Raw genomic sequence first — 14,789 nt, 5'->3', positions numbered from 1 at the left:
ACTATAAACTTGAAACCTGAAATAAAATAAATATATGAAAACCTCAATAGTTTGGTTTAAAACCGATTTGCGATTACACGACAATGAAACACTTATCAAAGCCATAGCCCAAAGTGATGAAATTATTCCGGTGTATTGTTTTGATGATGCTGAATTTGTTACCAATGAATTTGGATTTAAAAAAATGGGAAATTTTAGAGCACAATTTTTATTAGAATCATTATCGGATTTAGATAAAAATTTAAGAGAGATTGGTTCAGGATTATTGATTTTAAAAGGAAAACCAGAAGTTGAAATCCCAAAAATTGCCCAGCAATATAAAGTATCTAAAGTCTTTGCTAAACGTGAAGTGTCGTATGAAGAAAAGCAAACCGAAGCTAAAGTTCAAGAGGAACTGTTTAAATTGAAATGTGAGCTTAAAACATTCAGCACAAGTACGTTATATCATGCTGAGGATTTACCTTTTTCAATAAAAGACATTCCAGATGTATTTACTAGTTTTAGAAAGAAAACCGAAAAAGATGCCTTAATTAGAGATTCATTTGAAGAACCAAAAGAAATTAAATCTCCAGAAATTGAATCTTTAAAATTACCAACACTTGAAGATTTAGAATTGAGTTTTGAACCAATTGATTCACGATCTGTCTTAACTTTTAAAGGTGGAGAAACGGAAGCAATAGCCAGATTAAATCACTATTTTTTTGAAACTAAATGCATTTCAAAATATAAAGAAACGCGAAACGGATTGTTTGGTGCTGATTATTCTTCAAAGTTTTCTGCTTGGTTGGCTTTAGGTTGTATTTCGCCAAGATTTATTCACGACGAATTAAAAAAATATGAGCAACAATTTGGAGCTAATGAATCTACTTATTGGTTGGTTTTTGAGTTGTTGTGGCGTGATTATTTTAGGTTTATGATGAAAAAGCACAATGCCAATTTTTTTCAATTAGCAGGAATTCAAAACAAAGGTATTGAAGTTAATAAACATAATTCGCATCAATTACAACAATGGATTGATGGAGAAACTGGAGTAGATTTTGTTGATGCAAACATGATTGAATTGAAACTTACTGGATTTATGAGCAATCGTGGTCGTCAAAATGTTGCTAGTTATTTGTGCAATGATTTAAAACTCGATTGGCGTTATGGCGCAGCTTATTTTGAACAGCAACTTATTGATTATGATGTGTGTAGCAATTGGGGAAATTGGGCATATTTAGCAGGAGTTGGAAACGATCCAAGAGGAAATCGTTATTTCAATATTGATAAACAAGCAACTGATTATGATAAAGATAAAAAATATCGAAATTTATGGTTGAAGGGTTAATTAATTTATAAATAATTAAAAATGAAAGTTTTACTAACAGGAGCAAACGGATACGTAGGTCGAAGATTACTTCCAGAACTACTCAATCAAGGTCATGAAGTAGTTTGTGCCGTTAGAGACAAAATGCGATTGGGTTTAGATAAAGAAACACTTTCATTAATAACTATTTGGGAAGTAGATTTTCTTGACGATATTAACCTTGATAATTGTCCCACGGAAATTGATATTGCCTATTTTTTAATTCATTCTATGTCGAGTTCGACGGAAACATTTGATTTAATGGAAGCTAAAACGGCTCAAAATTTCAATTTGTATTCTGAGCATATGAATATAAAGCAAGTTATTTATTTAAGTGGTATTGTTAACGATCCAAAATTATCAAAACACATGCTTTCACGTAATAATGTTGAAAAAATATTATATGGAGGTAAACCAAATTTAACAGTTCTTAAGGCTGGAATCATTGTTGGTTCAGGAAGCTCTTCTTTTGAAATTATTCGTGATTTGTGTGAAAAATTACCTATTATGATTACTCCAAAATGGGTTTTAACAAAAACGCAACCAATTGCTATTCGTGATGTGATAAAATACTTGATTGGAGTTCAAAATCGAGAAGATTGTTTTAACGAATCGTTTGATATTGGTGGTCCAAATGTGATTACTTATAAGCAAATGATGCAATTATATGCTAAAACTCGTGGCATTAAATTAGCGATAATTACTATTCCAGTCATGACTCCAAAACTATCATCATATTGGTTGTATTTTGTTACTTCAACTTCTTATAAATTAGCTATGAATTTAGTTGATAGTATGAAAGTTGAAGTTATTTGTAAGGATAATCGACTTCAAAAATTATTGAAAATAAAATCCATTTCATACGTTGATGCAATAAAATTAGCATTTCAAAAAATTGAACAAAATTTAGTTATCTCAAGTTGGAAAGATAGTTTAACAAGTAGTGGCTTAAAAGGTAATTTGACAAATTATATTCAGATACCCAATTTTGGATGTTTGAAAGACAGTAAAAAAATTAAAATTTTAAATTCTAAACAAGTTTTAGAAAATATTTGGTCAATTGGAGGTCAAAAAGGTTGGTATTATGGAAATTGGATGTGGCAATTGCGAGGATTTATTGATAAACTTTTTGGCGGAGTTGGATTACGAAGAGGAAGAACAAGTCCAACGCATTTAGACAATGGAGATTCACTAGATTTTTGGAGAGTTTTACTAGCCGACAAAGAAAATAAACGATTATTGCTTTTTGCAGAAATGAAAGTTCCAGGCGAAGCTTGGCTCGAATTTAGAATTGACGAAAATAATTATTTACATCAAATTGCCACTTTTAGACCTAGAGGACTTTTTGGACGATTATATTGGTACAGTATGCTACCATTTCATTTTTTCATTTTTAACGGAATGATAAAAAGAATAGCTAATTCTAAATAAAAATTATCAAATTCTAATTATATTTGTACAATCATTATCTATAATTACTAATTCGTCAATTGTAAAATTGATAGTTAGTTTTCTTATTAACAAACAAATGGACAAAATTTTTAACAATACAGAAGTTGCTTTTGCTTTAAAAAGCGATACAGAATTAGATAGAGCATATTTTCTTTTCAAAATGATTGCAAGTGAACCACTTGTTAGAATTGGAACAGCGGTAACAAATTTTGCACTAAAAGCTCATTTACCAGTTGACGGATTAATTCGTGCTACTGTTTTTGATCACTTTTGTGGTGGTGTTAATGAAATGGATTGTCTTTCTGTAGTTGATAAAATGTACACAAAAGGTGTTTCATCTGTATTGGATTATTCTGTTGAAGGGAAAGAAGAAGAAGCTCAATTCGATGCGGCTTTAGAAATGACTTTAAAAACAGTTGAGTTTGCAAAAGAACGTCAGGCAATTCCTTTTGCAGTTTTCAAACCTACAGGTTTAGGTAGATTAGATTTATATACTAAAGTAGGAGAGAAGCAACCACTTTCTGAGGAAGAACAAGCTGAATGGAATAAAGTAAAAGAGCGTTTCGAAATTATATGTAAAACTGCTCATAGCAAAGATGTAGCTTTATTAATTGATGCTGAAGAAAGTTGGATGCAAGATGCTGCGGATGATTTAGTTGAAGACATGATGCGCAAATACAACAAAGACAAAGTAATTGTTTTCAATACTTTACAAATGTATCGTTGGGATAGAATGGATTACCTAAAAGCATTGCATGAAAGAGCAAAGAGAGATGGTTTTTATATTGGTATGAAGTTAGTTCGTGGTGCATACATGGAAAAAGAACATAAACGCGCAGAGGAAAATGGTTATCCAACACCAATTTGCGCGTCAAAACAAGCTACAGATGATAACTACAATATTGCTGTTGATTATATGATGCAACATATTGACAGAATGGCTATCTTCGCCGGAACTCATAATGAAGAAAGCTCATATAAATTGATGGAAATGTTGAAAAACAACAATATAGAAATTAAAGACCAACGCATTTGGTTTGGACAATTATATGGAATGAGTGATAATATTAGTTATAATTTAGCTTCTCATGGATATAATGTTGCTAAATATCTACCATTTGGTCCAGTTCGTGATGTGATGCCTTATTTAATTCGTCGTGCAGAAGAAAATACTTCAGTAGCAGGACAAACTAGTCGTGAATTGAATCTTCTGAAAACAGAAAGAGAACGAAGAAAAAATAAATAATAATTATAAAGCAAAAAATCCTGAGCTACTAACTCAGGATTTTTTTATTTTTTTCTAATAATATCTTCTAAAACCGCTTTGCTAGGATAATTGATTACTCTTAAAGTGATGGTATCTTTTTTTGTAGTTTGACCTTCAATTACATATAGTTTACCTTTTTGATAAGAAATATTACTTCTATCAAAATCAACATCACCATAAGTCAAGGTGTTTTTTATATCAATAGTGTCAATCCAATCTTCAGAAAGTTTTCTTGAAGCTTCGATACTATAATTAAAAGGTTTGTTACGTAAATCGTTTAAAACTCTTGCGTTTGGGAAATAATTACAACGTGTGTCTTTCCCTGAAAAAACCAGTGCTACAACAAATCCACCCATAACTAAACCAACCATATAGTAGGCTAACCTCTGATAAAACTTCATATTGTAATTTTTTTTGCAAAGGTAATCTAAAGATTAGAATATTTACAAATTTGATGATTTAAAAAACTATTAAATTGATATCGCTATCTGGTAAATTAAACCAATCACCAATGGCTTTGTTTGTTAAGATTCCGTGATAGAGATATACTCCGTTTTTCAATCCTTTGTTGCATCGAATGGAACTCTCAATTCCGCCATCTTCAGCAATTTGTAGTAAATAAGGAGTAATGATGTTGCTGATAGAAAGTGATGCCGTCTTTGAATATCTAGATGGTATATTAGGAACACAATAATGTACTACATCATTTTTAATAAAGGTAGGTTTTTCATGTGTGGTTATTTCTGAAGTTTCAAAACAACCTCCAGTATCGATACTAACATCAACAATAACAGCACCTTTTTTCATGTGTTCTACCATTGTTTCTGTCACTACAATTGGGCATCTGTCTTTTCCTCGCATTGCTCCAATGGCAACATCGCAACGACGTAATGCTTTTAAAAGTGCTTTAGGTTGAATCGTCGAAGTTGATACACGTTGACTCAAATTGTTTTGTAATCGGCGTAATTTTGTAATAGAATTATCAAATATTTTCACATTTGCTCCTAATCCAACTGCGGTTTTTGCCGCAAATTCGCCCACAGTTCCAGCACCAATTATTACAACATCTGTTGGAGGAACTCCTGTTATATTTCCAAATAACAATCCTTTACCAAATTGATTGTTAATCATTAATTCAGCCGCAATGAGTATCGAAGCCGTTCCTGCAATTTCACTAAGAGATTTTACAGCTGGATAAGAACCATCTTCATCTTTTATATATTCAAAAGCTAAAGCAGTGATTTTCTTTTTAGTAAGCGCTTCAAAATATTCTTTTTTTCTGGTTTTTAATTGAATAGCCGAAATGATAATCGAATTTGGATTCATCATTTCAATTTCTGCCATTGTTGGTGGTTCTACTTTAAGAAGCATTGGACAAGACAATACTTTTTTAGTGTCATTTGTGATTTCAGCACCATTATCACTATATTCTTTATCTGAGTAACTCGAACTTTCTCCAGCTCCAGCTTCGATTAAAATACGATGACCATGAGCTGTCAAGGAGTGAACAGCATCTGGCGTAAGGCATATTCTTCGCTCTTGATAGCTTGTTTCTTTCGGAATTCCAATAAACAATTCGCTTTTATGGCGAGCAATTTCAAGCTTTTCTTCTTGAGGAAGTAGTTGTTGTTTTGTAAATGGTGTAAGTGGCATAGTTACAAATGAATATTGGCACAAATTACATAAAAATTCTTAATTAATAATTATAAATTAAGAATTAAACGTCGTTTGCCATCTGGAAGTAATTCAATTGAAACAACAGAATGTTCCTCTGGAATTAGATTTGGAATATTCTCTGCCCATTCTATGAAACACCAATTTCCAGAATATAAATATTCATCAATTCCAATATCTAGTGCTTCAGATTCTTTCTTTAAACGGTAAACGTCAAAATGATAAATATATTGATTAGCAGTTATTTGGTATTCATTAACTAAAGAAAAGGTTGGGCTGCTTGTAGCATTATTTACGCCAAGATTTTTAGCCAATGATTTTATTAAAGTTGTTTTTCCAACTCCCATTGCACCATTAAAAAGAATTACTTTTTTTGGATTTTCTGAAAGAATTTTTTTTGCAACAATATCAATTTCGTCTAGTGAAAATAGTATCTCCATGTTTTTAAGTTTGAAGATGGAAGATGGTAGTTAGAAGTTGATGATTAATGAAAATAACTTACTTCTTCTAGCTTCCATCTTCCAACTGAATTTTACCTCGGATTAAAAACCAAAAAAGGTACAATAACCTCTTCTAAAGATATTCCTCCGTGTTGATAGGTATTTCTGTAATAACTCACATAATGATTATAATTATTGACATAAGCCAAGAAATAATCATTTTTTGCAAAGATAAAAGAACTACTCATATTTATAGCAGGAAGTCCAATTTTCTTCGGGTCTTTTACAACATAAACATCTTTATCTTCATAGGTTAAACTTCTTCCCGTTTTGTATCTAAGATTTAAACTTGTGTTTTTATCTCCAATAACTTTTGAAGGATTTTTTACATTTATTGTTCCGTGGTCTGTGGTTATAATTAATTTAAAACCAAGTTTTTGCGCTTGTTGAATAATCTCTAAAAGCGGTGAATTTTTAAACCAACTTAAAGTTAAGGAACGATACGCTTTATCATCTGATGCTAATTCTTTTACAACATCCATTTCAGTTTTTGCGTGTGACAGCATATCAACAAAATTGTAAACTACAGTCACCAAATCATTGTCTTTTAAGCTTCTAAAATTATCAGCCAATTTTTTTCCACCAGCGAGATTTGTAATTTTAAAATAATCTTGTTTTAGATTTAATCCCAAACGTTTTAAATGAGCTGTTAAAAATTCGGCTTCATACAAGTTTTTTCCGCCATCTTCAATATCATTTTTCCAATATTGCGGAAATTGTTTTTCCATTTCTAAAGGTGTTAATCCCGAAAATATGGCATTTCTTGCATATTGTGTAGCTGTAGGAAGCATTGCAAAATAAGGTGTTTCCTTCTCAAGTTTGTAATAATTATTTACAGTACTTTCCATCGCTTTCCATTGATCGTAGCGAAGATTATCGATAACTACAAAAAGAACTGGCTTATCTTTTTTTACCAATTCAGGAACAACTAATTCTCTGAAAAGTGTGTGGGATTGAATTGGTTTAGCTTTGCTCTGTTCGGCTTTGCCTCGGGTTTCTGCTTTTGGTTCGAACCAATCTTCATAATTTCGTTCTATAAACTTACCAAATTGCGAGTTAGCTTCCACTTTTTGAGATTCAAGAATATCAATTAAATTAGAATCTTCAATATTTTCAAGTTCTAATTCCCAAAATAATAGTTTTTTATAAAGTTCAATCCAATCTTCATAGGAATTTACCATTGCCATTTCCATTGCAATTTTTCTAAACTCTTTCTGATAATCTAAAGTTGTTTTCTCGGATACTAATCTTGAATGGTCTAAATTCTTTTTCAAACTCAATAAAATCTGATTTGGATTTACTGGTTTGATAAGATAATCGGCAATTTTAGAGCCAATTGCTTCCTCCATTATATATTCTTCTTCACTTTTTGTAATCATGATTACTGGCGTTGAAGATTTTTTTTCTTTTATTTCTGAAAGTGTTTCTAAACCACTCATTCCGGGCATATTTTCATCTAGAAAAACAATATCAAAATTGTTTTCGGCAAAAATATCTACAGCATCACGACCATTATTACAGGTGGTAACTTCATAATTTTTCTTTTCTAAAAATAGGATGTGAGGTTTTAACAAATCAATTTCGTCGTCCACCCAAAGTATTTTAATTTTATCCATAATGGCATTTAATTTTGGTGCAATTTACTATATATAAAACGATGATTTTGTAAATTATTTTGTAAAATGTTAAAGTTTAGCATTTTTTTATGATTATTAAAAATGGTAAGAATATATTTGCCACCTAAAATTTAAACAAAAAGCAAATTATGAAAGCATTAAAAAAATTAACGGTTTTATTAGTCTTAGTATTAACAAGTTCTCTATTAGTTAATTGTAGCTCTGATGGTGATGGTGGAAGTAGTTCAGATACATTTTATTTGAAATATAAAATTAACGGAACTTTAGTAGAAGTTTCTGATCCTGAAGTTATCAATTCTTTAAGTAAATCGTTAACAGGATTTACAACAAACGGAAAATCTTTGACATTATACTTTCCTTTAGATGTTGCAACAGGAACTTATTCTATTACTGATGAACCATCAAATGTTGATGCTTATGGAGCAAGTTATTCTGATTTTGAAACAGAAGCAGCTTCAGATAATGAATCAGGAACTGTAACTATAACTCAAGTTAATGCTGATGTTATTAAAGGAACTTTCTCATTCGTAGGAACAAATGAAGGTGCAACCTACACTGTTACTGAAGGTGAATTTAGAGCTGAAAATATTCAGTAAGTAATAAATTATTCAAACCAAAAAAGCGTGAAGTAATTAAACTTCACGCTTTTTTATTTATGTATTTATAGTAGTTATAAAAATTAAAATTTTTTCATGTAATTTATACAAAGCATTTTTTCAAATGCCTCAAAAATTAGATTTCACTTATCTTTTAATTACTTTAAGTGTTTTAACTTCATCATTTTGTTGAATAATTATGTTGTAAACACCTGAAAGATATTTGTTTCCAATACTACTTTGATTTAAATTTTCAATTGTAGATTCAAAATCGTCTAAAAGTCTTCCTAAATTATCAAAAACTTTAATTTTCAATATTTCATTTGAAGGTGAGGTAACTTTTATCTCAAAATTTTCAGAAAATGGATTTGGAACTACTTTTACATCAAAACTATTTTTTAATGTTGATGGTGTATTTGTTCTTGCTATACTTCCTGGAGTAGTAATATTACATGCATTTCCAAATGGACCCCAAATTCCATTAATTAAAACACTTACATCTACAGAATAAGTTGTACCAGATTGAAGTCCAGTAAACATATTTAATGAAAAAGCTCTTAAAGGTCTTAAAGCAAATTGAGAATATCCAAGTGAAGTATTTGTCAGTCTAAATTTGTATTGAGAAACACCACTAACAATATTAGCATAGATATATTCAGTATTACTATTTGCTGTATAATTACATTGACTTGTTTGAAGTTGCGTTACAGGAAATGGTGGTGTAGTAAAGATACATTCTGAACTAAATTCACCTACTTCATTAGCAGAAGGAAGTATGGCAACTTTAACTTTATATGACGTATTATAGGTTACAAATGGTGTAGAAAGCACTGGTGAATAATTTGTAATACCAGTTAGTCTTAATTGACGTGTAGTGCTATCATAAATTCCTATTTGATTTGTACTCAAATTTTCTACTACAAAACGATAATACATTGCGCTTGATAAATAATAAGCATTTATATAAGAATTAGTTGCGGCCAAATTAGTTGATACACATTCAATTTGAGGAATAGGAATATTTGGCGTAGTTACGTTGCATGGTACATTATATGGTAAAAATGTTCCGTCAGTATTTCTTAGCGAAACTTCAACTTTATAAGTACAATTATATAAAATTCCTGATAATTGTGTCATGTTAAATCTATTTGTAGGTTGAGTTGTTTCTTGAGAAATACCTGTTGGAACTCCGTCAATTATTCTAGTAACTCTAAATTTATAAGCTGTAACGTTAGAAACTGGTGAAGTATAAATCCATTGATTCATTGCTGTTAATGTACTGCCACAATGTGTTCCTATTGTTGCAACAGGATTAGGAGTGTTTACAAAACAAGCTGGACCATAAAATGGTTGCCAAACATTATTATATTTAACAGCTATTTCAATCATATATCTTGAGTTATATGTAGTTCCCGGAACGTTAGCTAATGAAATGTTATTTACAGGTCTATCGACAATGACAGCTGGTGCTAATGGCTCATTAGTAACCATATCAACTTTTGTGATTTTAAAACGATATCCTTGTGCAAAATTTGTCCAATTTGCAGTTATTGTTGAATACCAACCTGAAAGTGTTGTTCCACAAATTGATGTAGGTAATGAACCAGTAATTGGAACACATGAATTATCAATAATTCCGTTACAATCATTATCAATACCGTCATAACAAACATCAACAGCATTTGGATGAATTAAGTTATTAGTATCATCGCAATCAGTTCCTAAAGTTACATAACCACTTGGAGCACCTTCACAAGATTGCAGATTTACATTCGGATTTCCATAACCATCATTATCGCTATCTTGATAATATGTTGTTCCTTGTAAAATATTTATTGTTAATGTTGTGGTATTGTTTACATCTTCATTTGGTGTAAAAGTGTAAGTAGTTGTTTGTGTATTATTTATAGCTGGTGACCATGAACCTAATATGCCATTATTAGAAATTGTTGGTAAGGCGTTTATTGTTGTTCCATTACATACAGGTGAAATTTCATCAAATGTTGGCGTTGGAAGTTTATATACTACCTTAAAACGGTCATCATATCTACCAACTGTTGCATAGAAAGTGTATGGTGCAACCTTTATGTTATGATAACTATCTAAAACAGAATCATAAATATAAATATTTTGATTTTGATTAAAAATTCCATCTGTTGTATAAATTGCAAAGGTATAATTTCCGTTTGCAGTTATATTCATGCCTATAGGAACTATATCATTATTATCGAATGGGAGCGATCTACCTTGTATGTTTAATTTTTCATTTCCTATTAAAGAGTAAAATGAAAACAAATTTGAAACTTGCGTTGGAGCATCATAAGAACGATCTCTTAGCATTGTCGCACCAGTTACATATCCAATTAAAGTTCTAATCGATTCATTATTAGAATTAGCTAAATCTAACCATATTCTGTGTTTCTCTACTGGATTAGTTGTTGAGTTTACGTTTGAATTTCTATAAAAATTATTGTTATTAAATGTTTTATCCCTCATTTCATTTCTAAAAGTAACAAAATGAGTATTACCAGATTCAAGAACTGTAGATGCCTCATCTTTCATAATAACAAAGAACCCTTGTCCTCCAGCAACTTTTAATACACCTGGTCCACTTTGTGTACCCGTACTGTTGTATGTGTCATAATCATTTACAGAATAATTTTGTTGATAAGATGCGTAGAAAGGACTTACTTCTGTTGCACTAAGTCCTATGCCATGTTTCCACAAATAAAGGCATCCGTCAATAACATTAATATTATCTGGGTCATCTAAAAATAATTCTGGATCGATTGCACTAGGATATGGATTTCCAATTAAATTAAAATTATCTGAAATTGAGGTAATTGGACTACTATTACTAATAGGAATATCAGCACCTACATAATCTCCTCTACCTACAGCTTTATGAATAATTCCATTATTTGGTATACCATTTGAAAAAGTAGCTGTAAAGTTTTGATCTGGTGAAGGTGCATAACTCATTGGAACTCTAATGATATATCCTTTTCCTGCTTCCATAATGGAATTATTAGCATTTATCCAATATCCCGAGCTACCATTTGGATTTGTAGCATTAGGATTCCATCTAAAAATAAGTGATGGAGATGTCGCAGGAGAAAGATTATTTATATTAAAATTACTAATTGGTGATGACCAGTAAACGTAATCAAACTGGTTAACCATTACATCTCTATGATAAATAATATTACCTTGATTATTATTTTGATTATTTATTTGTACTAATGAAGCATCATCATTAACTTCAAATGTAGCTCCAGATTCCACTACAAGTTCATAATTAATATTTACATACTTAGAAGCCGCAACAACCACTCTCGCTGGGCTAACTACTCGAACTCGACAAGCATCAAAACTTAGAAGGCTTGTGTTTAAACTCATATCATAATCACCAGTAATCTCAACATATGTTGTTATGCTAGGAGTACCATTACTCCATGATGTACCGTTCCAAGATGTTGCATTTTGACATAAGTCTTGAATTGTTATTATAATACTCTCAACGTCTGGAGGACAATTAGGTGAATTACTATCAGTATATAAAATAGATACAACACTTGCAGTTATTGGAGTTACAACACCATTTGCATCAACAGTTGCAATCGAAGTATCGCTTGAAGACCAAGTTCCGCCAGTTTCAGTTGATGTAATTGTTGTCGTTTGATTTGTAAAGATGTTTTGGTTTCCTGATAATGTTCCAGCATTGTTACCAGGAAGAACTTCAATTGTATCAGTTATTACCATTTCACAACCAAGATTGTTTTGATATGTATATGTAATTGTATGAATTCCAATACCAGCCGTTGTAGCATCAAAAGTATTTCCTGTGACACCATTTCCTGTAAAAGTACCGTTTAGATTAGCTAATTCAATAAATTGATTTAGATTATTTAATGTTTCATTTAAACAAATATTAACTGGTAAATTTAGATTGCTATCTTCTTTTCTTACTAATCTAACATTGTCTAAATAATAATATGTGCCACTAGGATTGTTATAAGTAGTAAAAGTGCAGTTTGTAGTTATAGAGTTTATTGGATTAATTGTATTAGGGATGCTTAATGTATTAAATCCTCCAATATACAAAGCATTTAAATTAGCTCTATTTCCAGTATTAAATGTTAATGTAATTGTTGTCCATCCTGAAAAGTCATTGATAGCAGAAGTGTTTATCAAAAGTTCATTAGTATTGTTTATTAAAGGAATATCAGCCATTCCAGGATAAGTTTGAATTCCATTGCGGAGATAAACTTGTATTGGTCTTGATATTCTTCTTAAACCATCAGCAAGAGAAACATTGAAGGTTAATGTGTATTCTGTATTAGGTAATAATGTTTCATTTAATAGAGTTGAAATATTTTCATTTGCATTGTTTCCTAATCCTATTCCTATATAAGAATTACCACTGTTAACTTCTTGATCACCAAGAGAATTACAAGGGATTCTGTTGTTTATATATGGATGATTAGGTCTAAAATAATCAGGTGTTCCATTATTAGCTCTGTTCCAAAAACATACTGAACCAGTTGGGCTAACAATAAGATTGGGTGCAGACAATCCTTCAAAAAATTCAAAATCACCATTTCTAACTAAGTTACAAACAGATGGTGGTATATCACAAACTCCTCCATTGTGAACATTCGGTGTTTCAACAAATAGATATATGTAGGTAATATTGCCTAACTCGTTAGTGTTCAGATCAATTGGAATGTATCGTAACAAATGCAATCCTATTTGACTACTATTAAAAATTACTGTTGTTGTTGCATTTCCTGAAGTAGTTGGTATATAAGCATTTATATCATACACATCCTCTAAGCATGTAAAGCCAATATTAGATGATGAAGAAATGTCATTATTTAAAATATTATTTGTGGCTATTGGGAATATAAAATCTTGACCTTGTATAGGTCTATAAAGATAATTTCCGGTTGACAAATCTAATCCATCATTAACACCTGCTATTCTAATTCCTTGGCAACCATTTCCATAATCAAAGACTTCATTCCCGTTTATAGAGTAGGTTTGATTTGTAGTGTAACCTAACTGACATAGAACATTACGTTCTTCGGGTGTTAAAAATCTTTTTGCATTATTTGCTAATGCATTACTCATGACAAAGTAATTGTTATCGCCATTTGGAAGTCCAATTGAATTTGTAAAACATTCATCTTCAAAATGACTCAAACTACTACCATTTTCAAAACAAGTTGGTCTATAAACGGGTAAATTGTTGAAGCGGATTGTCGTATTACAGTCATCAGTTTCATCAGCAATAATGTTAGGAGATTGTAATCCCGAAGGATTACTACAATTAGGATGCAAAATATTTACATTATTAGTAAAAGTATAATTATACATTTCACATGTTGTATTATTTGTAATTAAATTGATTCCATTTGAATCTCTAAGAAAAGTATCATATCTTGTATAATAATTAAAACTTCCATTACCTAATGTTGAATTTCCATTTGCGTCAATCAAACTAACAATACCTAATGCATGTGTTACTTCATGTAAAACGACTGTATATAAATCTTTAGTTAATGGCGGTGGATTAGCTGATAAATCTAAATTCCAATTTATAGATGGATTAATTAATAACATTCCATGAAAGTATGAACCTGAATTAGTAACTTCTCCAAAGTTTAACATTGAAAAACTAGAAGCAATATTTCTGTAAGAGTCCAAACCTGTTTGTATTGTTTTCCAAATTTCATTGTCAATTATTCCTCCATTAACATTTGCAGCAGTTGGATTGAGAGGAACACTATAAAATCCTGATGCCTGACCTAAAATATTAGTTCCAACTAAAGCACTAGAATTTCTCACCCAAATTTCAACTCTATTATTTAATCCGTTTGTTTTTAGAGGAGTATTCAAAAACTCGCTTATGTCATGAAAAACTTGACATACAACAGCTCTTCTTGCAGCTGCAGCAACATGCTCGCCATCTATCATTCCTGAACCTGTATCAAAATGAAGTCTGAATATTCCAGAATCACAGGTATTATCTATAAATCTAGATTCGTTTTGTTGATTACGGTCTTTTTTTAATTGTAAATCTTGTAAAGAATATCTGTTTCCATAATTGTCAAATATATTGTTAAGAAAGTCATCATTGAATTCAGTAGTTTTTTGAGCGTAAAGCATTGTGTTTAGTAACACTAACAGAAGTAAAAGTTTTTTTCTCATATGTTTAAATGTTTATGGTTCAATTATAAAATGATTATATATGTATTATAAATACTGTTAATACTTTGTGAATTTAATTAAAAAAATAATACATATAACAATTTT

General features: G+C 30.7%; 9 protein-coding genes. 4 read left to right on the top strand and 5 right to left on the bottom strand.

The features are described 5' to 3' along the window. Nucleotides 1-34 precede the first annotated feature (34 nt). From Q0049_RS05000 to Q0049_RS04990, 3 genes are all read left to right on the top strand, one after another. A complete protein-coding gene (locus Q0049_RS05000) occupies nucleotides 35-1,327 on the top strand; it encodes a DASH family cryptochrome (protein WP_298117236.1) in 1,293 nt (430 codons plus the stop codon). Nucleotides 1,328-1,348: 21 nt separating this feature from the next. Next, a complete protein-coding gene (locus tag Q0049_RS04995) occupies nucleotides 1,349-2,776 on the top strand; it encodes an SDR family oxidoreductase (protein WP_298117233.1) in 1,428 nt (475 codons plus the stop codon). Nucleotides 2,777-2,873: 97 nt separating this feature from the next. After that, nucleotides 2,874-4,043: a proline dehydrogenase family protein gene (locus tag Q0049_RS04990; RefSeq protein ID WP_298117231.1), complete on the top strand. Its 1,170-nt coding sequence runs from the start codon at nucleotides 2,874-2,876 to the stop codon at nucleotides 4,041-4,043. 44 nt (nucleotides 4,044-4,087) lie between these two features. On the opposite strand, the gene Q0049_RS04985 is transcribed toward Q0049_RS04990, so the two are convergent. From Q0049_RS04985 to Q0049_RS04970, 4 genes are all read right to left on the bottom strand, one after another. Further along, nucleotides 4,088-4,465, bottom strand: coding sequence for a DUF4258 domain-containing protein (locus tag Q0049_RS04985; RefSeq protein WP_298117229.1), 378 nt, complete (start codon nucleotides 4,463-4,465; stop codon nucleotides 4,088-4,090). A 58-nt stretch (nucleotides 4,466-4,523) separates the two neighbouring features. After that, the gene (locus Q0049_RS04980; protein WP_298117227.1) at nucleotides 4,524-5,717 is read right to left on the bottom strand and encodes an alanine dehydrogenase; all 1,194 of its coding nucleotides are present in this window, start codon (nucleotides 5,715-5,717) and stop codon (nucleotides 4,524-4,526) included. A gap of 50 nt (nucleotides 5,718-5,767) precedes the next feature. Then, nucleotides 5,768-6,178, bottom strand: a complete 411-nt coding sequence (gene tsaE, locus Q0049_RS04975) for a tRNA (adenosine(37)-N6)-threonylcarbamoyltransferase complex ATPase subunit type 1 TsaE (RefSeq protein WP_298117226.1) — start codon at nucleotides 6,176-6,178, stop codon at nucleotides 5,768-5,770. A gap of 92 nt (nucleotides 6,179-6,270) precedes the next feature. Next, the gene (locus Q0049_RS04970) at nucleotides 6,271-7,854 is read right to left on the bottom strand and encodes a bifunctional response regulator/alkaline phosphatase family protein (RefSeq protein ID WP_298117224.1); all 1,584 of its coding nucleotides are present in this window, start codon (nucleotides 7,852-7,854) and stop codon (nucleotides 6,271-6,273) included. A gap of 149 nt (nucleotides 7,855-8,003) precedes the next feature. Here Q0049_RS04970 and Q0049_RS04965 point away from each other — a divergent pair, with 149 nt between their 5' ends. Continuing rightward, a complete protein-coding gene (locus Q0049_RS04965; protein ID WP_298117222.1) occupies nucleotides 8,004-8,471 on the top strand; it encodes a DUF6252 family protein in 468 nt (155 codons plus the stop codon). A 147-nt stretch (nucleotides 8,472-8,618) separates the two neighbouring features. Here Q0049_RS04965 and Q0049_RS04960 read toward each other — a convergent pair whose 3' ends face one another. Beyond that, on the bottom strand, nucleotides 8,619-14,684 hold the full coding sequence (locus Q0049_RS04960; RefSeq protein ID WP_298117220.1) for a T9SS type A sorting domain-containing protein: 6,066 nt from the start codon (nucleotides 14,682-14,684) through the stop codon (nucleotides 8,619-8,621). Nucleotides 14,685-14,789: the final 105 nt, after the last annotated feature.

It is taken from the genome of Flavobacterium sp. (genome assembly GCF_027484205.1).
GTDB lineage: Bacteria > Bacteroidota > Bacteroidia > Flavobacteriales > Flavobacteriaceae > Flavobacterium.
This window is presented reverse-complemented; position numbering and strand designations above follow the sequence as displayed.